This is a genomic window from Sarcina ventriculi, assembly GCF_900456775.1.
GTDB lineage: Bacteria > Bacillota > Clostridia > Clostridiales > Clostridiaceae > Sarcina > Sarcina ventriculi.
The window spans coordinates 222,738-249,003 of the sequence record NZ_UAUL01000001.1 but is presented as its reverse complement, the minus strand read 5'-3'; the positions used below and the strand labels follow the sequence as shown (position 1 = coordinate 249,003).

Sequence of the window (26,266 nt, the reverse complement as noted above, 5' to 3'; positions counted from 1 at the left end):
AAATGGATTATTTATTGACAAAAGTTCAAAAAATAAATAAAATAAAGATGAAGAAAATGGATAAATTAATTAGTGAATAAATGGGAGGGTTTATTTATGAATAATGTTAAGTTTCCAAAAAATTTTTTATGGGGAGGAGCTACTGCTGCAAACCAATTTGAAGGAGCGTATAATGAGGATGGTAAAGGATTATCAATACAAGATATAATGCCAAAAGGAATAACTGGTCCTATAACTGAAATGCCTACAGAAGATAATATGAAATTAATAGGAATTGATTTTTATCATAGATATAAAGAAGACATAAAGCTATTTGCTGAAATGGGATTTAAAACATTTAGGATGTCAATTGCGTGGTCAAGGATATTTCCTAATGGAGATGATATTGAACCAAATGAAAAAGGGTTGGAATTTTATGATAATGTTTTCGATGAATTAGCTAAATATGGAATAGAGCCATTAGTCACATTATCACATTATGAAACTCCGTTAGCGTTGGCAAGGAATTACAATGGATGGACTGATAGAAGACTTATAGGTTTTTTTGAAAGATATGCTAGAACTGTATTTACAAGATATAAAGATAAGGTTAAATATTGGTTAACTTTCAATGAGATTAATTCAGCTCTACATTTTCCACTAATGAGTGCAGGAATATTAACTCCAAAAGAACAATTATCAAAACAAGATTTATATCAAGCAATGCATCATGAATTAGTTGCAAGTGCATTAGCTGTTAAAATTGGGCATGAAATTAATCCAGAATTTAAAATTGGTTGCATGATTTTAGGTGTTCCTAATTATCCTTTAACTGCAAATCCAAGTGATGTAATTAAAGCAATGGAACAAGATAGGGGAACATTGTTTTTTGGGGATGTACATGCTAGAGGAAAATACCCTAAATATATGAATAGGTATTTTAAGGAAAATAACATAGAAATTAAAATGGAGGAAGAAGATACTCAAATACTTAAAAATACAGTAGACTTTGTTTCATTTAGTTATTATATGAGTTCATGTGCAACAGCTGATCCAGAAAAAAATAGAGTTGGAAAAGGAAATCTTATTTCAGGGGTACCAAATCCGTATTTAAAATCTTCAGAATGGGGTTGGCAAATAGATCCTCAAGGATTAAGATATATTCTTAATTTTTATTATGATAGATATCAAAAACCATTATTTATAGTTGAAAATGGGCTTGGGGCAGTAGATAAGCTAATTACTGATGAAAATGGAAATAAGACTGTAAATGATGATTATAGAATTAACTACTTAAATGACCATTTAGTTCAAGTTGCTGAAGCGATTGAAGATGGAGTTGAACTTATGGGATATACTACATGGGGATGTATAGACTTAGTATCTGCATCAACAGCTGAGCTTAAAAAAAGATATGGATTTATTTATGTTGATAGAAATGATGATGGAACTGGAACTTTGGAAAGATATAAGAAAAAGAGTTTTAATTGGTATAAAGAAGTAATTGCTACTAATGGAGGCAGTTTAAATAAGTCTTGATTAGTGGTTTAGTAAGTTTTTGTTATGGTAAAAGGTAATTGTGCTAAATAATTTGGTATAATTACCTTTTTATTTTATAATTTTTAGAAAAATTTGAAAAGTTATTGAAAATTATTATTAATTGGGGTATATTTGTATAGTGAAAATAATAATGATAATTATTATCAACAAGATAGGGGGGATTACTTATGATGATAAATAAAAGGTTAATAAATCTTTGCAATAATTCAAAAAAGTATATAGGATTTACTGTTTTAGCAAATTGGATTTCTGTATTGTGTAATATAGGCATAGTATTTTTAATAGGTGGTTTTATTAATAATGTGTATCTAGGTAACACTTTAAATTTTTCTAATAGCAGTATTATAGAAAGTTTTAAATCTTTTAATATAATTGGTAATATTTCGTTGCTTAGTGGGAGTATTATTATAAGTGTACTTATAATAATTAGATGCATTTGCAATAGCTTATATACTAAATTTTCAAATTTAGCGTCATCTAACGCAAGAATAATTTTAAGAGATAGTTTATACAAGAAACTTTTAAACCTTGGACATTCTTATACATCTTATGAAAGCACATCTGGGATAGTTCAATTAGCAGTTGAGGGGATTGAACAATTAGAAATTTATTTTGGGAAATATTTACCTCAGTTTTTTTATTCTCTTTTAGTTCCTGTAACTTTGTTTATTTTTATGAGTTTTATATCAATAAAAGCTGCTTTAGTTTTCATTTTGTGTGTTCCTTTAATTCCAATATCAATTATAGCAATCATGAAAATAGCAAAAAGAATTTTAAAGGATTATTGGAAATCTTATTCGGATCTTGGTGGAACATTTTTAGAAAATCTTCAAGGGTTAACAACTTTAAAAGTATTTGATGTTGATGAAGATAGACATAAAAAAATGAATGAAGAAGCTGAAAATTTTAGAAAAATTACTATGAAAGTTTTAAGCATGCAACTTAATTCTATTACTATAATGGATTTAGTAGCTTTTGGGGGAGCAGCGCTAGGTACAATAGTTGCCTTAATACAGTTTAAAAATGGGCAGATAATGCCAGGAAGTTTATTTATAATAATTATTTTATCATCAGAATTTTTTATACCACTTAGACTTTTAGGTTCGTATTTTCATATAGCAATGAATGGCATGGCTGCTAGTGATAGAATTTTTAAAATTTTAGATGCTAAAGAGAGAGAAAAAAATATCAATAATGATATAGTTTGGAACAATGAAAATATGAGTGTTAGTTTGAAGAATGTTTCATTTAGTTATGATGGAGAGAGAGAGGTAATAAGCAATATAAATTTAAATATAGAAGATAAAGGTTTAACTGCAATTGTTGGTGAAAGTGGTTCAGGAAAAAGTACTATTGCATCTTTAATATTAAATGAGTACAGGGTAACACAAGGTAATATTTTGCTAAACAATGTGGATTTAGAGGAAATATCAATGGATAAGATATATGATAATATAGCAATAGTTTCGACTAATAGTTATATATTTAATGGAACCATTTTAGACAATTTAATGGTAGCTAATAAAAGCGCTTCAGAAAAAGAGATAGTAAAAGCATTAAAAACAGCTAGGCTGTATGACTTTGTAAATTCTTTAAAGGATGGCTTATTAACTTATGTAGGACAAAGTGGAAGCAATTTATCAGGAGGACAAAAGCAAAGGCTTGCTTTAGCTAGAGCTATCTTGTCTAATAGGGAAATGATTATATTTGACGAAGCTACATCAAATATAGATGTGGAAAGTGAGGAAAATATATGGAAGGCTATTTATGATCTTTCAAAGAAAAAAACAATTCTTGTAATATCTCATAGATTAGCAAACGTAAAAGATGCTAAAAAAATATATGTACTTAATAAAGGAAAACTAGTTGAAGAAGGAAGTCATGATAGTCTTATGCAAAACAAATCATATTATTTTGATATGGTAAATAAACAGGAAGAGTTAGAGAGTATAAGGGAGGTGTGCTAAAAATGAAAAGAAAGTCTGGTCTTCAAATTATGAAAAGACTTATACTAGAACTTAAACCATTAGTTTCAATCATGTTAATAACTATAACTATGGGGATTTTAGGATATTTAGCTGCAATATCTATAGCAAGTTTTGGTGTAATAGCTCTTGGTACAGTTTTAGGAGATGTAACATTTATAACATTTAAAGGTGCGATAGCTATTATGGTGATTTGTGCTGTTTTAAGAGGGTTATTAAGATATGCTGAACAACTTTCAGGGCATTACATAGCATTTAAAATCCTTTATATATTAAGAGATAAAATATTTTTAAAACTTAGAAAATTGGCTCCAGCAAAGCTTGAAGGAAAAGAAAAGGGAAAACTTATATCACTTATAACATCTGATATTGAACTTTTAGAGGTATTTTATGCTCATACAATAGCTCCAATTGCTATAGCTTTAATTACAAACAGTATAATTTCGATAGTTTTATATAGTATAAATCCGTTGTTTGGGATTTTAGCTTTGATATTCTTTTTAATAGTAGGATTTGTTATTCCTTATTTTTCATCTAATTTAGGCAAGGATGCAGGGGTTAAATATAGACAAGTTGTTGGGGATTGTAATAACTACGTTTTAGATTCTTTAAGAGGATTAAAAGAAGTTTTGCAATTTAAAAATGGTGAAGAGAGATTAAAAGAAATTAATAATTCTTCTAGAACAATGAACGAAAGTTTAGATAAAATAAAAAAACATGAAGGTTTAGTTAGGTCTATTACAGATTTAACTATAATGAGTGCAATATTAACTTTTATAGGGGTTTCTTTTTATCAATATTCATTAAATAATATAAGTTTTACATCAATGATTTTAGTAACAGTAATCATTGCGTCATCATTTGGTCCTGTTGTGGCTCTTAGCAATTTATCAAATACACTGCTTCAAACATTTGCATCAGCTCAAAGACTTTTTGATTTAATGGATGAAGAACCACAAGTTGTAGAAGTATTTAAAGGAGAAGAAATTGCTTGTGATTCAATTAGTTATAAAAATGTTGACTTTTCTTATGAAAATAGAGATAAGAGAGTATTTAATAAGGCTTCCATAGAGATAAAAAAAGGTGACAAAATTGCTTTAATTGGAGAAAGTGGGATAGGTAAGAGTACATTTGTTAAGCTTCTTATGAGATTTTGGGACGTAAATAATGGTGATATAAAAATTAATAATAAGAGTATTAAAAATATTAACACAAGTTCTTTAAGAAATTCTCAAACTTTAGTTAGTCAAGAAACTTATCTTTTTAATGAATCTATACTAGATAATATAAAACTTGGAAATAAAAATGCTACTAAGGAAGAGGTTATTGAAGCGGCTAAAAAAGCTTCTATTCATAGCTTTATAGAAACTTTGCCTAATGGTTATGAAACTAGGGTATCAGAACTTGGTGGGAATTTATCAGCAGGAGAAAGACAAAGAATAGGACTTGCTAGGGCATTTTTAAGAAATAGTGAAGTTTTAATTTTAGATGAGCCAACTAGCAATTTAGATACGTTAAACGAAGGTGAAATATTAAAATCTATAAAGGAAAATTGCAAAGATAAAACAATAGTTTTAATATCTCATAGAAAATCAACTACAGCAATATGTGATAAAACTTATAGATTAGAGGATGGAAATTTAGTAATTATTTAAAGAAGATACTTTATTAAAAAGTATAGATATATGGATAATTATATTTTTCAAATGATAATAATAATCATAATTAATTATATAAATTAGAGAGGAGTTTGTATGGGAAGGATTCAAAGAGAAAAAAAGATTATCAAACTTATGATAAATATTTATTGTAGAAAAAAGCATAAGAGTAAAAAGAATGAATTTTGTGATGAATGTAATGAACTTTTAGAGTATGCTCATAAAAGATTAGATTTTTGCAAGTTTGGAGATAATAAATCAACTTGTGGAAAATGTACAATACATTGCTATAAAAAAGATATGCGAGCAAAGATTAAAGAGGTTATGAGATTTTCAGGAATTAGACTTATTATATATAATCCAATAGAGCTTGTTAGGCATATGTTAGATATATAAATTTTTAGTTTATTTGATAAAAGATAATTAAAGATAAAGTTTAAATTAGTGTAAGGAGTTTTTTATATGAATAAAATTAAAAAATATATTTATATAGCAGTAGGATTAATTACATTTTTATTAGGGGCAATAGGAGTAATACTACCTGTTTTACCTACTACACCTTTTTTACTTTTGGCTTCTTTTTGTTTTGCTAAAGGCTCTGAAAGGTTTCATAAATGGTTTACTGAAAGTAAGATTTATAAAAAGCATCTAGAAAGTTTTGTTAAAGAAAAAGCTATGACATTAAAACAGAAGATTACAATTCTTGCTTTTGCAGATTTTATGATGGCTTTTCCGCTTATTTTATTAGATAACTTGCATGTAAAAATACTTTTAGTAGCATTAATATTTTTTAAATTTTATTATTTTATATTTAAAATAAAAACTATAAAACCAGTTAAAGAGGGGGATTTTTAAAATGAAAAAAAATACAATAGCATTAATGATAGCAGCATCTCTTATGGCAGGGTATATGCCGGTAGAAGTTTTTGCCACGGAAAATAATGAGATAGAGAGTTTTAGTAGCGAAAATAAAAAATATGCGCATGGGGTTTATAATGTATCTAATAGTACTTTAAGAGTTGATTCAGATGCTCAGTCATCAGCTAGAAAATACGTAACAGAAGAAAGTAAAATTACTATATCAGAAGATGGTATTAAAGCTAGTTTAGAGTTTACTGAGAAAAACATAATGACTAATATTAGAATTAAAGTAAATGGAGAAGAGGTTTCTTATTCACAAAAAGAAACTGGGGATAAATCAATTGAGGTAGAGTTTAACTTAAATTCTTTAGAAGATAATATTGAAGTTGCAACTGTCATAAATTTAGGTTTTCATGTAATGGATGTTTCGTTTAGAGTGTTATTAGATACTGCAAATATAGATATAGCACCAGATGATAATAATGGAAATATAGGAGATAATGAACAAGATTCTGAAAATACACCAGATGATAGCACTGAAACTCCAGATAATAATCCTAATAACACTCCAAATGATGAAAATAAAAATGAAAATATAGAAAATAACAAGGATAATGATCAAAATAATAATCAAAATAATACTACCCCACCTAATAATGATAATAGTAGCAATAATAAGCCTAATAATAACAATAATAAACCTAGTAGTGGAAATGATATAGGACAAAACAGTAATACATTGGGAAATGGAGTAGGTAATACAGGGGCAAATAATAATTCAAGTAGTATACAAGCTCCAACAGCAACACAAAATACAAATACTGTTATTTATAAAGTCCAAAATGAAATATTGTCAAATAGTCCGATTGGATATAGTGCAGCTAGGGCTGCTGTAAGTAGCACTTCTTATATAGAGGTTATAGATGGTGTAACGTATGTGACTTTAGGATTGTCACAGCTTGATGTTATGACTAATGTAAAAGTTTCTGTTGATGGTACTAATGTAAATTATGAAACTGTTAGAAGTAATAGCTCAAATAATACTAAAGATATAAGATTTAAAGTAGGTAGTGTAAATTCAAAGATAACTCTTTCAGCTTATATAACTATGTCAGATATGAATATATCATTTGGTGTGGATATTTTAGAAAATACTATGCAACAAATAAGCAAGACAGAGGCTAATAAATCTTTGGGAACAGCTAGTACTTTAGCAGTAACATCAACTAATTCTTCAAAAAATAATAATACTAGTAGTACTAGTGGCAATTCATCAAACAACGATTCAAATTCTAAATCATCTACAACAGGCGATAAAACTAGCAAAAGCAAAACGGAGAGTAATAGTGAATTAGAAGAAATAGAAGCAACAGAATATTTTAAAAAGTATACAATAGAAAATGAAGTTGTAAGTGATAGTGCTGTTGGAAAAATGATGGTTAAAAAATATTTAAATAGTACAAGTACTTTAGAGGAGATTGATGGAAAATATTACTTAACTCTAACTTTTGTAGGTACTAGTGCTATGGACAATATAAAAATAATGGTTAATGGTAGAGAAGTAGAATATTCTATGAAAAATATTAGTGATGAGGATAAAGGTACAAGCACTTTTAAGTTCGAAATAGGTAGTGTAAATGATGAAATAAAAATGTCTATGCTTATAGTGCCAATAAACAAAACAATAGAATTTGGAGTATCGCTTTTAGAAGATACTATGACATTAGTAGAAGAGGGTGAGGTAGCTAAAAATGAAGCAGAAGAAGATGAATCAGCAATTCAAACTTTAGCTTCACTAAATACACCTAGCAATGACAATGGAACAAGTGCCTTTAAAACTATTATAATATCAACATTAACAACAATGATAACAACTGGAATATTAGGAGGGTTAGCAGTAATATTCTTGAGAAATAAAAAGAAAAATATAAAAAAATAGTATGAATATTATTTTAACAAAAACTATATTAAAATAGTTGTTCTATTTTAATATAGTTTTTATACTATAATTTTACATATATTAAATTATTATTAAAATAATATATTAAAAACTTTTTTTCCTTAAAAATAAATGTTTTTGACTTTTTTTGAATGAAAACATTGACAATGTAAAAAATGTATTATAAAATAAATACAAGCAGTAGGAAATGCAAACGATTCGCAGATTAAATGTAAAATTAATCATAGTAGGGGTGAGGCTTAATGAATAAGACAATGAATTTTATAAAAAGAGTAATTTTATTTTTTATAGGTATGAGTGTTATACAGTTTGGGGTAGCTATGTTTTTAGAAACTAATATAGGTTCAGATCCATTTACAGTTTTTACACAAGGGTTAGCAAATACACTTGGTAAAACACCTGGACAAGCTAATAGAATAATATTAATTGTATTAATTGTTGCAATACTTTTTATAGAAAGAAAACGTATAAAAATAGGAACTTTAATCTGTGTTGTTGGGGTTGGTCCAATAATAGATTTATCTTCAAAAATTGTATCAATATTTCCAATAGCATCTGCAAACTTCTTTGTTAAAATGTTAATCGTTGTGCTTGGAGTATTTATAATAGCAGCAGGATTTTCATTAGTTTCTGAAAGTGATGTTGGAGTTGCTCCAAATGATATAGTTCCATTTATAATTCAAGATAAAACTAAAGTACAATATAAATATATAAGAATTGCTTTAGATGCAACATTTTTAATAGTTGGATTCTTAATTGGAGGAACAGTTGGAGTTGGAACAATAATTGCAATGCTTGCTATGGGACCATTTATACAATTTTGTTTACCTCATGGCAAAAAAGTTGTTGATTTAATAGTTGGTTCAAATAAAGAAGATAAAGTTGTAGCAGCTTAAAATAAATTAAAAGCTAAGGAGTATCCTTAGCTTTTTTTATATTTTATTATTATTGAAACTTAAAGTTATAAATTATTATAATAAAAGGTAAGATTTTAATTATAATAAAAAGGAAGTTTATAAGATGAAAGTAAGAGTACCAAGTTATTTTGATGATTTTAAGTGTATAGCACAAAAGTGTGAAGATACATGCTGTGCAGGATGGGGAATAGTTATTGATGAGATAACAAATGAGCGTTATAAAAATGTAAATAATGAATTTGGAGAAGTTTTAAAAAGTAAAATAATTAAAGATGAGGACGGAGATGTAGTTTTTCTTTTAGATAATGGAAATTGTTCATTTTTAAATAAACATAATCTATGTGATATTTACTCTAACCTTGGAGAGGATTATCTATGTCATACATGCAAGGAATATCCAAGATATACTGAAGAATTTTTTGACTTAAAGGAAGTTGGAATTTCTTTATCTTGCCCTGAATCTGCAAGAATAATATTAAAATCAGAAGAAAATTTTAATTTTAAATTAAGTGAGAGTACAACAGAAAATATTTTAGAGAGTGATATTGATAAGGATGTTTTTTTGAATTTTTTAAATTGCAGAAGTGTTATTTTTGGTATTTTACAAAAAAAACATTTAGGCTTAGATATTAGAATTTGTATAATACTTAAATTTGTTAAGGAGATTCAAGATAAAATAGATTTAGGAGATATGGCGGAAATAGTAGATGTCATAGAAGAATATAACAATGAGAAGTTTTTAGATAAAATAAAAAAAAGTTTATCTACTTATAAGCAAAAATGTGGTGATAAATATAAAAATATATATGAATATTTCAAAGTTTATAAGGATATTAGACATATAAATGAAAATGATCCACTATGTTTAAACAATGCATTAAAATATTTTAAAGAAAATGAGAATTTACTTACATATAAACATAAAGAATTTGATGATTATTATAAAAAAAGTTTATTTAAATTTGAAAATATTTTAGTTTATTTTATATTTAGATATTTTATGAAAGCAATATTTGATTATGATGTGTCTGCAAAAATAAAATTAGCTATAATAAGTATGTTGATGATTAAAGAATTATCTATTGTAAGATGGATAGAGAAAGGTAACTTTATAGAAGAAGATTTAGTTGATATAGCGCATATGTATTCTAAAGATGTAGAGCATTCTGATGAAAATATAGAAGCATTGCAAGAGGTGTTTGAAACTAGAGACATATTTGATAGTGATGAAATTATAGCTACAATACTTAACTAATTTATAAAACTTAATCAAATAATTTGTAGGGTAAATTAAAGTAGAAAGGAAATTTTATGTATATACAAACAGAGTTAGATTTAACAAGGTTAGATAATATAGAAGAAGAGGTACGGGAGCATAGTGAGGATTTTTTAGAACATAAGCTTATAACAAATGGTGAAGGTGAAAACTTTTTATTAGAATTAAAAGAAGCTTTTAAAACTTGCAAGGGCTTTTATTTTAGTGTAGCTTTTATTAATTTTTCAGGATTACAATTAATTTTAGATGACTTAAAAAATTTAGCAGAAAACAACATTAAGGGTACAATAATAACTTCAACTTATTTAAATTTTACGCAAGTTGGTGCTTTAAAAAAGTTAAAGGAGTTTAATAATATAGATTTAAGAATATTTGTTACTGATGAGAAATTAAGAGGTTTTCATACCAAGGCTTACATATTTGAATATGAAAAAGATTATAAAATATATATTGGTTCATCTAACCTAACTCAAAGTGCTTTAAAGAGTAATGAAGAATGGAATGTAAAAATAATAAGCAAAAAAGATTATGGATTTTCAAAGGATGTAATGGATGCTTATTATAAACTTTATAATGAATGCTATGAAGTCAATGATAATTTTATAAATGATTATGATACTTTTTTAAAGGATATAAAAAAGACTAATATAGAGGAGAGTACAAAAAAACTTTTATTAAAATATGAAAAGATAACACCTAATGTTATGCAGAAGGAAGCTTTAGAGAATTTAAGAAGATTAAGAGAGCATGGAGGGAATAAAAGTCTTGTTATAGCAGCGACGGGTACGGGAAAAACGTATATGTCAGCATTTGATGTGCAGGAATTTAATCCTAGAAAAATGCTTTTTATTGTACATAGAGAGGATATTTTAAGAAAAGCTATTTTAGATTATAAAAAAATAATGCCACATAAAGAATTTGGGTTATTTACAGGAAATATAAAAGAAAATGGAAAAGAATATCTTTTTGCCACTATTCAAAGTATGTCAACTTATTACAATGATTTTAAAGAAGATGAATTTGATTATATAGTTATAGATGAAGCCCATCATAGTGCTTCAGAAACTTATAAGAAAGTTATAGATTACTTTAAGCCTAAATTTTTATTAGGAATTACAGCAACCCCTGAGAGGACAGAAGGAAAAGATATATTTTCCATTTTTGATAATAATATTTCTTTAGAAGTTAGATTGAATGAAGCTTTAGAAAAGAAATTAGTAGTTCCATTCCACTATTTTGGGATAACTGATATAGATTTGATAGATTACACAGGGATAGATATTAATGATATACAAAGGCTTTCAAAACTTCTTGAAATTAATGAAAGAGTAGATTTTATAATAGAAAAAATGAATTTTTATGGCTTTGATGGATATAAGAGAAAGGCTGTTGGATTTTGCGCAAGTGTTGAACATGCAAAGTTTATGGCCAATCAATTTAATAAAAGAGGTATAAAAAGTATAGCATTAACAGGGGGTGATTCAGTTAATAAAAGGCAAGATGAAATTAAAAAATTAGAAGATGATAATAATGGATTAGAAGTTATTTTTACTGTAGATTTATTTAATGAGGGTATTGATATTCCATCTATAAATTTAATTTTAATGTTAAGACCAACTCAATCATCTATAATTTTTATACAACAATTAGGTAGAGGTCTTAGAAAGTACAAAGAAAAAGAATTCTTAACTGTGTTAGATTTCATAGGTAATTATAATAAAGCATTTCAAATTGCTATAGCTTTAAATGGTGCAAAGTATTATGACAAGGAAAGTTTAAAGGCTTCTATAAAAAGCAACTTTTCTAATATAGCAGGGTGCACAAATATTGAAATGGATGAAATAGCTAAGGAAAGAATACTTTCTCAGATAAATAGTGAAAACTTTAATAATATGAAGTATTTAAAAGAAGAGTATAATGAATTTAAAAAGATTAATGGTGGAAAAGTTGTGAATTTTTTAGCTGATTATTTTTTGTTTGAAGGAGCACCTAATCCTTTGAAATTTATAGGCGCTGTTCCTAGTAAGAGTTATCTTGGATTTTTAGAAAAGGTAGAAAAAAATTTTGAAGATACAAAGTTACTAAAAAATGAAAAATTTAAATTTGTTTTAAAAGATATAACAGGGAAGTTACCATTGAAAAGACCTTTTGAATTTTTAATTTTAAGATATCTTATAAAAAATGGTGTATCTACAAGAAATCAACTTAAAAATGATATAGAAAAGTATATAGATTTTATAGATGATAAAACTTTTAATTATACAATAGAGTGTTTAAGAGGAGATTATCATAGTAAAAAGGAAAGTAATTTTAATTTCATAGAAGATTATGGGGATAAAATAATTTTGGCATCTGAAATTAAAGAAGTTGTACAGGATGAGAAGTTTAAGGTGTATATAAATGATTGTATAAATTATGGGTTATTAGCTTATGAAAGAGAGTTTGGAAGGAAAAACTATGGTATGCCATTTTTGAAACTTTATAGTAGATATACAAGAGATGATGTTGTTAGAATGTCTAATGCTACTAAAAAATTTGGTGGATATGGCATGGGTGGTTTAAAGACTAATGGCAATGATTGGTACATGTTTGTAGGGATGGAAAAAGAAGAAGGAATAAAAGAGAGTATAAATCATGAAAATGAATTTATAGGAAGAGATATTTTTGTTTGGCAAAGTTCAAGTTCAACAACTTTAGAATCGGAAATTGGTCAAAAGCTTATAAATAATGTTGAAAAAAACATAAATATGCACTTATTTGTTAGAAAACACAGGCAAATTGATGGAATAATTGAGCCATATATTTATATGGGAATGGTAGATACTGTTTATCATGAAGGAGAAAAACCAATAACTGTACATTTAAAATTAAGAAATAAAGTAGCCACTAGAATATATAATGAATTAAAATAAAAAATAATTATAGAATTTATTAATCTTAAATAATGTTTGTAATTTGTAGATAGTAATTTTTTTAGAGATAAATAACTGTCATAAAATAAAACTGATTTTAAATATATATAATCTGTAGCTTAAATTTTAAAGTCGCCAATTTTGGCGGCTTTATTTTAAATTAAAAAGATATAGGAGGATTAACACTTTTGCTAAAAATATTTAAATATTTAAAATCTAAGGAATGGTTATTTGTATTTTTTAGTGTAATATTTATATTAGTTCAAGTATGGCTTGATTTAAAGCTTCCAGACTATATGTCTGAAATTACAACGCTTGTACAACTAGAAGGTAGTACTATGGAGGATATTTTGACATCAGGAGGGCACATGATGCTATGTGCGTTTGGAAGTTTAATTTCTTGTGCTATTGTAGCCTTTTTTGCATCAAAAGTTGCAGCAGCTTTTTCTATGAGGATTCGTAGTAAAGTTTTTAATAAAGTAGAATCCTTTTCTATGGATGAAATTAATAATTTTTCTACAGCAAGTTTAATTACTCGTTCAACAAACGATATAACTCAAATTCAAATGTTTATAGCTATGGGACTTCAAGTCATTATTAAAGCTCCAATTCTGGCAATTTGGGCAATTATAAAAATATCAGATAAAAATTGGCAGTGGACAACAACAACAGCGGGAGCAGTTATATTTCTTTTAGTTATAAATATTATTATCATAACTTTTGCAATTCCAAAATTCAAAAAAATTCAAGGTTTAACAGATAATTTAAATAATATCACACGTGAAAATTTAACAGGACTTAGAGTAATAAGGGCATATAATGCAGAAAGTTATCAAGAGAAAAAATTTGAAAATGCTAACAATGATTTAACATCTAATAATCTTTTTGCAAATAGGATAATGGCAATTATGAATCCTAGCATGGGACTTGTTATGAATGGCTTAAATCTTGCTGTCTATTGGATTGGAGCTTATTTAATACAAAGAGCAAGCATGCAAGATAAATTATCTTTATTTAGTGATATGGTAGTTTTTTCAGCTTATGCAGTACAAGTTGTTATGGCATTTATGATGTTAACAATTATTTTTATAATACTTCCAAGAGCTACAGTTTGTGCAAAACGAATTAATGAGGTATTAGATACAAAACTTAGTATATTAGATGGACAAAAAGATGTTTCAGATATTTCATTAAGAGGTGAAATCGAATTTAAAAATGTTAGCTTTAAATATAAAGATGCTAAAGAGTATGCTTTAAAAAACATAAGCTTTACAGCGCACAAAGGTGAAATTGTTGCTTTTATTGGTTCGACAGGGAGTGGGAAAAGTACTCTTATAAACCTTATCCCAAGACTTTATGATGCAACGAGTGGGGAAGTTTTAGTTGATGGAATAAATGTTAAAGAATATAGTAAAAAAGATCTTAATAATAAATTAGGTTATGTGCCACAAAGAGCTATTTTGTTTAGTGGGACAGTCTTATCTAATGTAGCTTATGGAATAGATGAAACTGGTGATGAAATTTTAGAAAAAGTGAAAAAATCTATAAGTGTTGCTCAGGGGACAGATTTCATTGAAAATATGAAAAATACTTACAATGGGAATATTGCAGAAGGTGGAACTAATGTATCTGGCGGGCAGAAGCAAAGGCTTAATATTGCAAGAGCTATTTATAAAAATCCTGAGATTTATATATTTGATGATTCGTTTTCAGCTCTTGATTATAAGACAGATAGAAATCTTCGTTTAGAGCTTAAAAAACAAACAGTAGATGCAACTAATATAATTGTTGCACAAAGAATTGGAACCATTAAAAATGCTGATAAAATAATTGTTTTAGATGATGGAGAAATAGTTGGAATGGGTACCCATAAAGAACTTTTAAAGACATGTAAAGTGTATAGAGAAATAGCGTATTCGCAATTGTCTAAGGAGGAGCTTGAGGATGAGTAATGAGATTTTTAAGGGAAGAAATCACAAAATGGTAGGTGGTCCTTCGAAAAGAGGCATTAATAATTTTGAAAAACCAGAAAACTTCTTAAAGAGCTGGAAAAAATTAATTTTGTATTGTAAATTCTGTATACCTCAAATAATAGTTGCCTTTATTTTTGCAATTATAGGTACTATTTTTACTATAGTAGGGCCTAATAAGTTAAGTCAGATAACAGATTTAATAACAGATGGATTAATAAGTGGAATTGATTTAGAAAAAGTTCAGAAAATAGCAGTTTTTCTTTCTGTACTTTATGGCTTAGGTTTTGTGTTTAATTATATTCAAGGATTTATAATGGCAACAGTAACACAGAGGCTTTCAAAAAGTTTAAGGACTGATATTTCAGAAAAGATAAACAGATTGCCTCTTAAGTACTTTGATTCAACGAGTTACGGAGATGTTTTAAGTAGGGTGACAAATGATGTTGACACTATAGGACAAACCATGAATCAAAGTATTGGTGTATTAGTTAGTGAGGTCACATTATTTTTAGGATCTTTATTTATGATGTTAAAAACTAATTTAATTATGACTTTTTCTGCTGTTATTGCAACAATAATAGGTTTTTTATTTATGATACTAATTATTTCAAAATCGCAAAAATATTTTTTGAGACAACAAAAATATTTAGGAAAGATAAATGGACATATAGAGGAAATTTATAGTGGGCATGTTATTGTAAAAGTTTATAATGGTGAGGAAAAAGCAAAAAAAACTTTTGATAAAATAAATGAGAAGTTATATGGAAGTGCTTGGAAATCTCAATTTTTGTCTGGACTTATGATGCCTTTAATGGGGTTTATAGGGAATTTTGCTTACGTAACTGTGTGTGTTGTAGGTGGAACGATGGCTCTTGATAATAAAATTACCTTTGGTGTTATTGTAGCATTTATGATATATGTAAGATTGTTTACAAGACCATTATCTCAAATAGCACAGGCGTTTACTAATATGCAGTCAACAGCAGCGGCAAGTGAGAGAGTATTTGAATTTTTAGATGAGACAGAACTTGAAGATGAGAGTTATAAAACTGAGATTTTGACAAGTTCAAAAGGTGATGTAGAGTTTAAAAATGTGAAATTTGGATATACTCCTGAAAAAATTATAATAAATGATTTTTCAGTTCATGTATCACCAGGTCAAAAAATAGCAATAGTTGGACCAACTGGTGCTGGAAAAACAACTATAGTAAATCTTCTTATGAGGTTTTATGAGGTTAATAGTGGGGAAATAAAGATAGATGGAATTAGCACAAAAAAATTGACAAGAGAAAATGTGCATGATTTTTTTTGTATGGTTTTACAAGATACTTGGCTATTTGAGGGCAGTGTAAAAGAGAATATAGTATATAGCAAAGAGGGGATAAGTGATGATGAAGTAATAAATGCTTGCAAAGCAGTTGGAATTCACCACTTTATAGAATCACTTCCGATGGGGTATGATACTGTTTTAAATGATAAAGTCAATCTTTCAACAGGACAAAAACAACTTATAACAATTGCAAGGGCAATGGTAGAAAAAGCACCTCTTCTTATACTAGATGAAGCTACAAGCTCTGTCGATACTCGTACTGAGGAACTCATTCAAAGAGCTATGGATAAATTAACAGTAGGAAGAACATCTTTTGTTATAGCGCACAGGTTATCTACTATAAGAAATGCGGATTTAATTCTTGTAATGAAAGATGGGGACATTATAGAAAGTGGAAATCATGAAGATCTTTTATCTAAAGGTGGTTTTTATTCAGAACTTTATAATAGTCAGTTTGAAAAAATTTCATAAATTATTAAAAGAAATAAATAAGTTAAAGTAGGATAGCCACCAATTTTAAGGTGGCTATTAAATTATTAATAAATTTTATTAATTAAGAATCATGGATGATGGACCTAGAAGTGTATTTATATCAATATGCTTTAAAGAAATAATAATTTTTTTATTATCATAAGTATTTCCTGGTATATTGCTAAATTTAAAAACAATATTATTCTTTATAGTTTTAAAGAAAATATTACATAAAGCTCCATTAAGATTGTATTTAATAGATTTAGTATCAATTATATAACCTTCAGGAATCTCATAGTTATAAACTATGTTTTTTAATTCTTTAGATCCTATATTTTCAATTTCAATTTTATCTTCTTTAGGTCTTGTAACTACTCTTAGCACTGCTTGATCTATTGTAAGTTTCATATTTTTTAATTCTGCATCTAATTCATTTAAAAATTTTAAGGAATTGTTAGATGAAGAATTTAAAGAATCTAGATTAAATAACATATTAAATTTAAGATTTAATACTTCATTAGGTTGTAAAGTACCTAAATAAAATATATTACAAGTTATATTTTGAGATGTATAGACCTCTCTTGTATAGGTGTTCCTTAGTGATGAAGGAATAAATTTAAAAAAGTCAGTATTACAGATTTTAAATTTAACATTTGTTAATTTAGTGTTTAAGGTATTTTTTATAATTAAATCAGTTAGAATGATATCTTTGTTTTTTATTTTTATATATTCTGTATCGGTGTATACATCACATTTTTTATTATTAACAGAACAATCCAAAATACAAAATTCTATTTCCTTATCTTTGTTTAAGGAGTTTGGCTTTAAAAATATTTCTTTCTTTATATTAATCATAACTCTTCCCTTAAAAATTATTATCATTTATATTATGTTTAAAAAAAATAAATGTGTACTTTTTGAATATGAAATACAAATTGCATCATATGATTAATTATACAACTAGCAAATTAGGAGGAATTTATGAGTATAAAAAATGGTGATGTAATAAATTTAAGCACGTGTGTGTGTGATGATTTATATAACAAAACTATAATAATCAATGAAAATATTAATGAAATTACATTAACTAGTAATGGTGAAATATGTAATTTTAAGATATTTATTAAGAAAAGAAATTCAGATTTAGTAGTAAACATAAATGATTTAGTATTAGATTCTAAAGAGGATATAGCAATAAATTTTGCATCTGGAGAAAAGCATGATTATAAAAATTATTTAGTATTTTCTGGAACAAACAGTATAAGCAGTGGAGGAAATATTTCAATATGTGTAACTAATAATCAAACCTTAGAAATTAAAGGGAAGGAAGATGGCTTTTTAAAATTAAGTGGAGGATGTGGAATACCTACTGTTGGAAGTAGTTTTTATACAGAGGGAGCTGGAAATCTTATATTTTCTGGACAAGGTTTTGTTGAGATTATAAGTGGTAAAAGTGATTATAGATATAAAAATGAAAACATATTAGGTAGTGGATGCGGCATAGGATTTTATAATAAAGATGTGCAAGATGTATCATCTATTATAATATTAGATGATATTAATGTAAAGATAAGCGGAGAAAGTGGAAAGGACGTTGAAAGCATATCTGAGGATAGAACAGCAGATGAAGGTGGTAATGGTATATATATTAAAAATAGTGGGATAATTGAGAAAAAAGGAAATGGACTGTTAGAAATAAATGCTGGTGATGGTGGTTGTTGTATAGGGAATTATAGTAGTGGAGTTTGTGGAAATGGTGGATGTGCTATATGTATGGGAGATGGAACAATTAATATAGATAATAATACTATTTTAAAAGCCGGAAATGGTGGTAATACTCAAGATAAATATGAATTTAGTATGGTAAAAGGGGGGAATGCAGGAAATGTAATTTCGTTAACAGAAAAAGAAATAACTGTAGTATCAAGTATTACAATGGGTGATAATATAAATGTTATTTTAGGAAGTGGAGGAGATTCTGGAAGTTTTATAGACGGAAAAGTTATAAGAGGATTTAATGGTGGGAATAGCGGTAGTATAGTAAATTCTAATGGAAAGGTTAAAGTAAAAGTAGGTAATATAAATATTGTTGAAGGAATAGGTGGAAGAGGCGGAAATATAAATGATATAAATTATAATGGAAAAAATGGTGAATTAATAAAAAAATATTTGGGTGACGATATAGAATTGATAGAGAAAGAAAACGAAACTGAAAAATTACTAAAAGATATAGAAAAGTTACAAAATAAAGAACAAGAAGAAAAAAATGAAATAGAAGAAATGGTAAATAAAGAAGGTAATAGTTTAGATATAGAATATAGAGAAAGTGAAACAATAAAAGATACAGAAAACTTAGAAGAAGTTATGCAGAATGAAGAAAATTCTGCTATAGAGGAAAATATAATAGAGATAAATAAAGAAAGTGGCTATAGCGAAAGTTTAGAAAATATAGATGATGGTAACGAAACTGAAGAAAAAGAAGAAATTAAAGAACAAGATAGTGAAAAAACAAAGAAAAAATCTATTTGGCAAGCTATAAAAAGATTTTTTACAATGAAAGATTAACTGTTATAAAAATAAACTCTATAAATAAAAATTTATATATTATATATTATGGTAGACTATGTTTTAGTAATTTTTTATTAAAAAGTATAAAGCATCATAAATTTATAAATGAAGAATATATTTAATAAAATTAGCAAAGAATTGTTTTGCCTATACCAATAACATTTCCATGATCAATATTAATATATAATGCAAAATTTTTAAGTTTAACTAAAGTAATTGGAATATTAGGATTTGTTGTATCCTGAAATTCTATAGAACCAGTAATAATAAGATAATCTTTTGTACATGTAGTCGTAGAATTTTCGAATTTACAAGGAACATATATGGATATATTATTGAAGGAATCATTAATATCATTTTTTTGAGATTTTCTAATTTCCGTATCTTTAATAGTTATAATAGCTATTTTTGTATTATCAACTAAAGGAACAGGTTGTGTAGTATTTATTATAATAGGATTAGATGTGCAACAACATCCTGTGTAAGCTTTAATTTTATTTTGGTCAGTTTGATAAAATGTAATTCCGTCTGGGGCTGTAATAGTTAAAACATATTGACTATTCTTATATTCTCCACATATAGTATTTAGACATAATTTAGCTTCAAATTTACCATCATTTTCTGATGGGCAAGTTGTTATAGAGCATCCAGAAACTTCTGGAGAATATTGTTTTATTGGTATCGAGGATAAAGTAACATTAATTGAATTAATAAGAGGACTATCAGGAGGATTTGCTTGAGCATAAAATGTTGCAGTATTATTCAATATAGGATATTGAGTAGTAGCACTAGTGCTTAGAAGTTTATCAATATCATACACAGTAGTTGAAAAAGATATTTTTATAAATATAGGATAAAATTTTATCTCATTAATAGGAGTAGTAACACCTAAATAATATCCTAAGTTAGATCCAATTTCAGGATATGGAATAATAACTTTATTGAAATTTGTAATTTTTTCATAATTAATATTATCTCTAGAAAAATATACTTCTACAGCATTACTATTATCTATTTTTAACCCAGCGGATAAATAATCATTAAATTCAAATGTGGAATTTGCTGTTATATCTGATGGGGGGATAGGTGATTCACAAAGTCTAGTTATGGCTTCAAAGGTTAAAACTGAACCGTCAACTACTTGAAGTGTATCACAATCCATAAATAAACCTCCTTTTTAAACAAAAATTTATATGTTATATATTATGCTAGATTATAGCTTTGTGATTTTCATTAAAAACCATAAAGCACTATAAATTACATTTATAGTGCTTTATAAAGAATATTTAATAGAATTAGCAAAGAATAGTTTTACTTACGCCTACAAGATTTCCACAATCAATGTTAACATATAAACCAAAGTTTTTAAGTTCAGCTAAAGTGTTGTCATTATTATCTGTAAATTTCATAGAGCCATTAATAATAAGAGGTTCGTTTGTGCAAGCAGAAGCAGCATTATCAAATTTACAAGGAATATATACTGATATATTGTTATTGCATGAATCATCATTATCATTTTCTAATGCTAAATCAACTTCATTACTTGCAATAGTTATAGTAACTGTTTTATTGTCAGCGCTAATTACAGGAGGGGTAGCCATTTCAATTTTAGTGGATTTGCAACAACATCCTGTGTAAGATTCAACAGCTGCTGGAGGTGTAGATGTAGCATCTTCATAGAAACTAATTCCATCTGGAGCTGTAACATTTAAAACATATTTACCATCTGTATAATCTCCGCATAGAGTATTTAGACATAATTTAGCTTCAAATTTAGCATCATTTTCTGATGGGCAAACTGTTATAGAATACCCAGATACTTCTGGAGAATATTCTTCTACATTTGTATCAGCTAATGTAACAGTAGCAGGTTTGCCTATAGATGCATCAGCATTATCAAGTGCAGTAAAAGTACCTGTATTAGTTAATTTACCAGCATTAGTAGGATCGTCAGCATTTTCTAGAAGTGCATCTAAATCATTTACTGTAGCTTGAAATTTAACTTTTACGGTTATTGGATAATCATTGCCAAGATTAGCTGCAGGTATCTCAACTGTTATAGTATCCTCAGGATTATTAGTGTCACTAATAGTAGCTTGTTCAGTGCTAGAGGTATTATTTATTGTTAAATTTACTTGATCGCTAGTTACTTTTAATCATCCTTGTAAGATATCTCGAAATTGTAAACGATCTAAGTTGGTTATTGAATTACAAATTTGAACTTCAGATTCAAATGTTAGCACTGAGCCGTTAAGAACTTGAATTGTATTATCACATGCCATAAGAAAAGTCTCCTTTTTTAATTAATTTTTGTTAATCAAGATAAGTTTTTATAAATATTGTAAAATAAGTTATATTATTATAGTATGAAAAGTAATAAATTTTGGTACTTTTAAAATGGAATTTTAAGTTAAATTAGTTGCTAAAGGTTTTTAAAAAAATATATATGTAATTTGGATTTAAAATTTAAATGATAAAATCCTTCTAAGATAAATTTTAGAAGGATTAATTTAAAATTTACTTTTCATCCTTTTTATAAGGAAATATAAATCTATTTACTAATGTAGCTACAATAATTCCTATAAATGTTTCAATAATTCTATTTATGGTATATATATAGTTTGGTTCTTGTTTGATTAAAAGAGTATTTGCAAGTAAAACTATACAAGCTATTGTAACAGAGCCGGGTTTTTTTAAAACTTTACATATGTAAATTACAACTATGCATAAAAGAGAAGTAACTATGCATTCAAAATAGTAGTTATTAAATTTAAGAAATAAAAACGTTGATAAAATACCAGCACATCCACCAATTAAGGTTCCTATCATCCTATTTACTCCCATTTTTACAGTGTTTTCATGAGAATCTTTTAAACAAATAACAGCAGCTATACAAGCATAAAAAGGATATTCCATATTTAATAGATGAGGTATTATCATGCATATAAATACTGAAAGAGCTGTTTTTTGAATTCTTGCTCCTACTTTTGGTAATTCAAGTTTCTTGTTCATAATATAAGTTTAACCTTTCTTTGATAAGATTATTTTTATAAATAAACTCTTTTTATTTTAGGCTTAAAAAAATATAATTTCTACACAATAAATGTTAAAATTTTTTTAATATTTTTATAGATATTGACTGAATGAGTAAATATTTATTATAATATTTTTTTGTATATAAATAATAAAAATGTAAACGATTGTTCAAAGATTGTAATTATGTTATTATTAGATATACAGATAATTAATAAATTATAGTATAAAGTTAGGAGAATTGAAATGATTTATACACAAGGTTCTGATAGACAATACCATATAGCAGTAGCACCAGGGGAAGTTGGTAAATATGTGATTATGCCAGGAGATCCAAAAAGATGTGAGAAGATAGCTAAACATTTAGAAAATGCAAAGTTAGTTGCAGATAATAGGGAATTTGTAACTTATACAGGATATTTAGATGGAGAAATGGTGAGTGTAACATCAACAGGAATAGGTGGCCCATCAGCTTCTATTGCGTTAGAAGAATTGGTTAATTGTGGAGCTAATACATTTATAAGAGTTGGTACTTGTGGAGGTATGGATATAAATGTAAAGGGAGGAGATGTTGTTGTTGCCACAGGTTCTATAAGAATGGAGGGAACTACTAGAGAATATGTTCCAATAGAATTTCCAGCAGTGGCAAATTTAGACGTTGTAAATGCTCTTGTAAAGGCAAGCAAAACTTTAAAGAAAAGTTATCATGCAGGAGTGGTTCAAAGTAAAGATTCTTTTTATGGACAACATTCACCAGAAAAAATGCCAATTGGTTATGATTTGATAAATAAATGGGATGCTTGGATTAAGTGTGGATGTTTAGCATCAGAGATGGAAAGTGCATCTTTATTTATAGTTGGAAGTTATTTAAGAGTTAGAGTAGGTTCAGTTTTTTTAGTTGTTGCAAATCAAGAAAGAGAAAAAGCAGGGTTAGAAAACAAACAAGTCCATGATACTGAAGGTGCTATAGAGGTTGCAATTGAAGCAATTAGGAATTTAATTAAAGAAGATAGAGAGAATAGTTAAACTTATTTTAAATTTAGAATAAAAGATTAAGAGGTACTACATTTTTAGTACCTCTTAAAATAAGCATTAAAAGTTAGGTGATTTTTAGTTGTACATGTTATGTGACTGCATATAATTATAGATTTTTTCTCCATGTTCTTGTTCTTCTTTTTGAATATGATTTAAAACTTGCCTTGCATTAGTATCACGCATTTCAAAAATAGTGCTATTATAAGTTGAAGATACGTATTTTTCACCAGCTAAGGAATCTTGGCAGATTATTTTATCTTGTTTAAAGTTAATTTGATTTTTATTATCAACGTTTGCAGAACTTACATTAGTATTTGAATTTTGTTGGTTTTGCTGTTTTTGTTGAGTGTTTAAAGTTGGAACAGTTCCAGTTAGCATTTGGTTGAGAGTTTTTAGATGATCTTCTTCTTTTGACATAAGTTCTTTAAAAAGTTTTTTAAGTTCTGGATCTGAAGCTTCTTCTGAATATTTTTTATATTTTTCTATGCAAAGTTCTTCTCCCGCCTTTTCATCTTGTAACAACATTCTTTCTTTATCATTTAAATTAAGCATAAAAATACCTCCTTAAATATAGTTTTTTCTATAATTTATAAATTATTCAGTATTTAAGTTAAACTTTGTTTTGAATTAATATTATTAATATGAAAACATGAATCTTGTAGCATAGTAATTGGCATAGTAAAATAGAGTGTAATAAAAATAAAGAGGTGATTGGATATGAATAAATACAAAAGAGTTTTTGTTATTGTAATTGATTCATTAGGAATTGGTGAAATGCCAGATTCAAAAGAATATGGGGATATAGATGTAGATACTTTGGGTCATATTGCAAGATCAGTTGAAACTTTTAACATACCTAATATGAGAAAAATGGGGATTTCTAATCTTCATAAAATAGCTCATGTAGAAAAAATAGAAAATCCTTTAGGATATCAAATGAAAATGAGAGAAGCAAGTGTTGGAAAAGATACTATGACTGGCCATTGGGAGATGATGGGACTTCATATTACTAAACCTTTCAAAACATTCACAGAAACTGGATTTCCTCAAGATTTACTAGATGAATTGAGTGCAAAAACTGGTCATAAAATAGTTGGAAATAAAAGTGCAAGTGGAACTGAAATATTAGATGAACTTGGTGAGCATCAAATGAAAACGGGAGATATGATAGTTTATACATCAGCCGATTCAGTTCTTCAAATATGTGGTCATGAGGAAACATTTGGTTTAGATGAATTATATAGATGTTGTGAGATTGCAAGAGAGATAACACTTAAAGATGAATGGAAAGTTGGAAGGGTAATTGCAAGACCATATATAGGAGACAAAAAAGGGAATTTTAAAAGAACAAGTAACAGACATGATTATGCTTTAAAACCTTACGGAGAAACTGCTTTAAATGCATTGAAAGATAAAAATTTTGATGTTATATCTGTTGGAAAGATAAATGATATATTTGATGGAGAAGGTATTACTCAAAGTTATAAATCAAAAAGTTCAGTTCATGGAATGGAGCAAACTTTAGAAATTATGGATAAAGATTTTAATGGGTTATGTTTTGTAAACCTAGTTGACTTTGATGCTCTTTGGGGACATAGAAGAAATCCAAAAGGTTATGCAAAAGAACTTGAAATGTTTGATGTTAATTTAGGTAAAGTTTTAGATAAATTAAATGAGGATGATTTATTAATAGTAACAGCAGATCACGGAAATGATCCAACTTATACAGGAACTGATCATACAAGAGAATATGTACCGTTTTTAGCATATTCACCATCTATGAAAAATCATGGTTTATTAGAAACAAGTAATTCATTTGCAACAATTGGTGCTACTGTAACTGATAATTTTGGGGTTGAAATGCCTAAAAATACAATTGGTGAATCGGTATTAGATAAATTAAAATAATTGTTTTTATAGATTAAAAGTTAAAAAATGGATTGCTATAAATTACAGTAATCCATTTTTTATTTATATTAATTTGTATCTATTTTTATAAGTAATTTTAAATGTTTATTTTATACAATATAGAGCAAACATTTTAGTGGGATTACAAAACTTATCTTTAGAGCCATGGAGTTTATCATTAATATTTGTATAATCACAAGAACATTCAAAGCCTAAAGATGTTAAAAATTCTATATCCCAAAATGGACGATTTTTAAAACTTATTAATAAATCATTTTTTATATTATCACATTCTTTTAAAAGTTTAGAATCTACATTTTTGTGTACATTATCCTTATTTATTTTTTTTGTTTCTTCGTAAAAGGAAGTATTTCCATAATTAGCATCAAAATTCATAAGTATTCCATTAGGTCTAAGCACTCTATACCATTGCGTATAAGCATTTTCTACGTTTGGAAGAGTCCAAGTTAAGTTCCTAGATAATATTACATCAAAAGATTCATTTGGGAAATCTAAATTTTCAGCATCCATTGTTTTAAAGTTTATATTATATCCTAAATTTTTTGATAAATTTTTAGCACTATCTATCATATGTGGACTTAAGTCAATTCCGGTTACATTATGGCCTAAAGATGCCATTAAAATAGCTAAAAAGCCACTCCCCGTTCCTATATCTAAGATATCTAATTTTTTTGTATTATCGAGCTTAGAAGAAATAATATTAAGCCATAAATCTCTTTGTTCGCTATTTAATTCAGATATTCTTAAATTGGTAAAATCTTCACATCTTTTATTCCAATAGTTTTTTATACGTTCTTTTATTTCCATATTTTGACCTCT

The 26,266-nt window shown here is 27.1% G+C and carries 21 protein-coding genes; 15 read left to right on the top strand and 6 right to left on the bottom strand.

All coding sequences use genetic code 11. The features are described 5' to 3' along the window. The first annotated feature begins 96 nt into the window (after positions 1–96). The 11 genes from DR020_RS01140 (at position 97) to DR020_RS01090 (ending at position 16,882) form a co-directional block, all read left to right on the top strand. Positions 97–1,518 carry a glycoside hydrolase family 1 protein gene (locus DR020_RS01140; protein WP_112365030.1) on the top strand — a complete coding sequence of 474 codons (1,422 nt, stop codon included), beginning with the start codon at positions 97–99 and terminating at the stop codon, positions 1,516–1,518. A gap of 188 nt (positions 1,519–1,706) precedes the next feature. After that, entirely contained in the window at positions 1,707–3,506 is a 1,800-nt protein-coding gene (locus DR020_RS01135; protein WP_112365029.1) for an ABC transporter ATP-binding protein/permease, read from the top strand. Positions 3,507–3,508: 2 nt separating this feature from the next. After that, positions 3,509–5,179: an amino acid ABC transporter ATP-binding/permease protein gene (locus DR020_RS01130; RefSeq protein ID WP_112365028.1), complete on the top strand. Its 1,671-nt coding sequence runs from the start codon at positions 3,509–3,511 to the stop codon at positions 5,177–5,179. 99 nt (positions 5,180–5,278) lie between these two features. After that, positions 5,279–5,578 carry a nitrous oxide-stimulated promoter family protein gene (locus DR020_RS01125; protein WP_058993008.1) on the top strand — a complete coding sequence of 100 codons (300 nt, stop codon included), beginning with the start codon at positions 5,279–5,281 and terminating at the stop codon, positions 5,576–5,578. 66 nt (positions 5,579–5,644) lie between these two features. Further along, complete coding sequence (locus tag DR020_RS01120; protein WP_112365027.1) at positions 5,645–6,037, top strand: YbaN family protein; 393 nt, start codon at positions 5,645–5,647, stop codon at positions 6,035–6,037. Position 6,038: 1 nt separating this feature from the next. Then, the gene (locus tag DR020_RS01115; protein ID WP_112365026.1) at positions 6,039–7,982 is read left to right on the top strand and encodes an NEAT domain-containing protein; all 1,944 of its coding nucleotides are present in this window, start codon (positions 6,039–6,041) and stop codon (positions 7,980–7,982) included. 263 nt (positions 7,983–8,245) lie between these two features. Next, the gene (locus DR020_RS01110; protein WP_112365025.1) at positions 8,246–8,899 is read left to right on the top strand and encodes a YczE/YyaS/YitT family protein; all 654 of its coding nucleotides are present in this window, start codon (positions 8,246–8,248) and stop codon (positions 8,897–8,899) included. Between the two features lie 124 nt (positions 8,900–9,023). After that, positions 9,024–10,175, top strand: a complete 1,152-nt coding sequence (gene fliB / locus DR020_RS01105) for a flagellin lysine-N-methylase (RefSeq protein WP_112365024.1) — start codon at positions 9,024–9,026, stop codon at positions 10,173–10,175. A gap of 56 nt (positions 10,176–10,231) precedes the next feature. Beyond that, positions 10,232–13,108, top strand: a complete 2,877-nt coding sequence (locus DR020_RS01100; RefSeq protein WP_112365023.1) for a DUF3427 domain-containing protein — start codon at positions 10,232–10,234, stop codon at positions 13,106–13,108. Positions 13,109–13,296: 188 nt separating this feature from the next. After that, positions 13,297–15,060 carry an ABC transporter ATP-binding protein gene (locus tag DR020_RS01095; RefSeq protein ID WP_112365022.1) on the top strand — a complete coding sequence of 588 codons (1,764 nt, stop codon included), beginning with the start codon at positions 13,297–13,299 and terminating at the stop codon, positions 15,058–15,060. Further along, positions 15,053–16,882: an ABC transporter ATP-binding protein gene (locus tag DR020_RS01090; RefSeq protein ID WP_112365021.1), complete on the top strand. Its 1,830-nt coding sequence runs from the start codon at positions 15,053–15,055 to the stop codon at positions 16,880–16,882. The genes DR020_RS01095 and DR020_RS01090 overlap by 8 nt, the downstream gene beginning before the upstream one ends. A 78-nt stretch (positions 16,883–16,960) precedes the next feature. Here the strand turns inward: DR020_RS01090 and DR020_RS01085 are convergent, their stop codons facing one another. Beyond that, positions 16,961–17,737 (bottom strand): hypothetical protein, encoded by a 777-nt coding sequence (locus tag DR020_RS01085; RefSeq protein WP_112365020.1) that lies wholly within the window; start codon positions 17,735–17,737, stop codon positions 16,961–16,963. A gap of 126 nt (positions 17,738–17,863) precedes the next feature. Here DR020_RS01085 and DR020_RS01080 point away from each other — a divergent pair, with 126 nt between their 5' ends. Next, complete coding sequence (locus DR020_RS01080; protein ID WP_112365019.1) at positions 17,864–19,447, top strand: hypothetical protein; 1,584 nt, start codon at positions 17,864–17,866, stop codon at positions 19,445–19,447. A 130-nt stretch (positions 19,448–19,577) separates the two neighbouring features. On the opposite strand, the gene DR020_RS01075 is transcribed toward DR020_RS01080, so the two are convergent. Together DR020_RS01075 and DR020_RS01070 are read right to left on the bottom strand one after the other, a co-directional pair. Then, complete coding sequence (locus DR020_RS01075) at positions 19,578–20,612, bottom strand: hypothetical protein (RefSeq protein WP_112365018.1); 1,035 nt, start codon at positions 20,610–20,612, stop codon at positions 19,578–19,580. Positions 20,613–20,745: 133 nt separating this feature from the next. Beyond that, complete coding sequence (locus tag DR020_RS01070; protein ID WP_112365017.1) at positions 20,746–21,051, bottom strand: hypothetical protein; 306 nt, start codon at positions 21,049–21,051, stop codon at positions 20,746–20,748. A 271-nt stretch (positions 21,052–21,322) separates the two neighbouring features. On the opposite strand from DR020_RS01070, the gene DR020_RS12575 reads away from it, so the two are divergent. Beyond that, a complete protein-coding gene (locus DR020_RS12575) occupies positions 21,323–21,445 on the top strand; it encodes a hypothetical protein (protein ID WP_265327730.1) in 123 nt (40 codons plus the stop codon). A 522-nt stretch (positions 21,446–21,967) separates the two neighbouring features. Here DR020_RS12575 and DR020_RS01065 read toward each other — a convergent pair. Next, positions 21,968–22,462: an FUSC family protein gene (locus tag DR020_RS01065; RefSeq protein ID WP_055258589.1), complete on the bottom strand. Its 495-nt coding sequence runs from the start codon at positions 22,460–22,462 to the stop codon at positions 21,968–21,970. Between the two features lie 267 nt (positions 22,463–22,729). On the opposite strand from DR020_RS01065, the gene udp reads away from it, so the two are divergent. Further along, positions 22,730–23,509, top strand: coding sequence for a uridine phosphorylase (gene udp / locus DR020_RS01060; RefSeq protein ID WP_112365016.1), 780 nt, complete (start codon positions 22,730–22,732; stop codon positions 23,507–23,509). Between the two features lie 84 nt (positions 23,510–23,593). On the opposite strand, the gene DR020_RS01055 is transcribed toward udp, so the two are convergent. Beyond that, positions 23,594–24,070, bottom strand: coding sequence for a spore coat protein (locus DR020_RS01055; RefSeq protein WP_112365015.1), 477 nt, complete (start codon positions 24,068–24,070; stop codon positions 23,594–23,596). A 165-nt stretch (positions 24,071–24,235) separates the two neighbouring features. On the opposite strand from DR020_RS01055, the gene DR020_RS01050 reads away from it, so the two are divergent. Continuing rightward, a complete protein-coding gene (locus tag DR020_RS01050) occupies positions 24,236–25,426 on the top strand; it encodes a phosphopentomutase (protein ID WP_112365014.1) in 1,191 nt (396 codons plus the stop codon). A gap of 105 nt (positions 25,427–25,531) precedes the next feature. Here DR020_RS01050 and DR020_RS01045 read toward each other — a convergent pair whose 3' ends face one another. Then, positions 25,532–26,254 (bottom strand): class I SAM-dependent methyltransferase, encoded by a 723-nt coding sequence (locus tag DR020_RS01045; RefSeq protein ID WP_112365013.1) that lies wholly within the window; start codon positions 26,252–26,254, stop codon positions 25,532–25,534. Between the last annotated feature and the right edge of the window lie 12 nt (positions 26,255–26,266).

Bases quoted from the DNA above. Each gene is read 5' to 3' on its own strand.
- DR020_RS01140 (WP_112365030.1), top strand. From the start codon at position 97: ATGAATAATGTTAAGTTTCCAAAAAATTTTTTATGGGGAGGAGCTACT.
- DR020_RS01135 (WP_112365029.1), top strand. From the start codon at position 1,707: ATGATGATAAATAAAAGGTTAATAAATCTTTGCAATAATTCAAAAAAG.
- DR020_RS01130 (WP_112365028.1), top strand. From the start codon at position 3,509: ATGAAAAGAAAGTCTGGTCTTCAAATTATGAAAAGACTTATACTAGAA.
- DR020_RS01125 (WP_058993008.1), top strand. From the start codon at position 5,279: ATGGGAAGGATTCAAAGAGAAAAAAAGATTATCAAACTTATGATAAAT.
- DR020_RS01120 (WP_112365027.1), top strand. From the start codon at position 5,645: ATGAATAAAATTAAAAAATATATTTATATAGCAGTAGGATTAATTACA.
- DR020_RS01115 (WP_112365026.1), top strand. From the start codon at position 6,039: ATGAAAAAAAATACAATAGCATTAATGATAGCAGCATCTCTTATGGCA.
- DR020_RS01110 (WP_112365025.1), top strand. From the start codon at position 8,246: ATGAATAAGACAATGAATTTTATAAAAAGAGTAATTTTATTTTTTATA.
- fliB (WP_112365024.1), top strand. From the start codon at position 9,024: ATGAAAGTAAGAGTACCAAGTTATTTTGATGATTTTAAGTGTATAGCA.
- DR020_RS01100 (WP_112365023.1), top strand. From the start codon at position 10,232: ATGTATATACAAACAGAGTTAGATTTAACAAGGTTAGATAATATAGAA.
- DR020_RS01090 (WP_112365021.1), top strand. From the start codon at position 15,053: ATGAGTAATGAGATTTTTAAGGGAAGAAATCACAAAATGGTAGGTGGT.
- DR020_RS01085 (WP_112365020.1), bottom strand. From the start codon at position 17,737: ATGATTAATATAAAGAAAGAAATATTTTTAAAGCCAAACTCCTTAAAC.
- DR020_RS01080 (WP_112365019.1), top strand. From the start codon at position 17,864: ATGAGTATAAAAAATGGTGATGTAATAAATTTAAGCACGTGTGTGTGT.
- DR020_RS01075 (WP_112365018.1), bottom strand. From the start codon at position 20,612: ATGGATTGTGATACACTTCAAGTAGTTGACGGTTCAGTTTTAACCTTT.
- DR020_RS01070 (WP_112365017.1), bottom strand. From the start codon at position 21,051: ATGGCTACCCCTCCTGTAATTAGCGCTGACAATAAAACAGTTACTATA.
- DR020_RS01065 (WP_055258589.1), bottom strand. From the start codon at position 22,462: ATGAACAAGAAACTTGAATTACCAAAAGTAGGAGCAAGAATTCAAAAA.
- udp (WP_112365016.1), top strand. From the start codon at position 22,730: ATGATTTATACACAAGGTTCTGATAGACAATACCATATAGCAGTAGCA.
- DR020_RS01055 (WP_112365015.1), bottom strand. From the start codon at position 24,070: ATGCTTAATTTAAATGATAAAGAAAGAATGTTGTTACAAGATGAAAAG.
- DR020_RS01050 (WP_112365014.1), top strand. From the start codon at position 24,236: ATGAATAAATACAAAAGAGTTTTTGTTATTGTAATTGATTCATTAGGA.
- DR020_RS01045 (WP_112365013.1), bottom strand. From the start codon at position 26,254: ATGGAAATAAAAGAACGTATAAAAAACTATTGGAATAAAAGATGTGAA.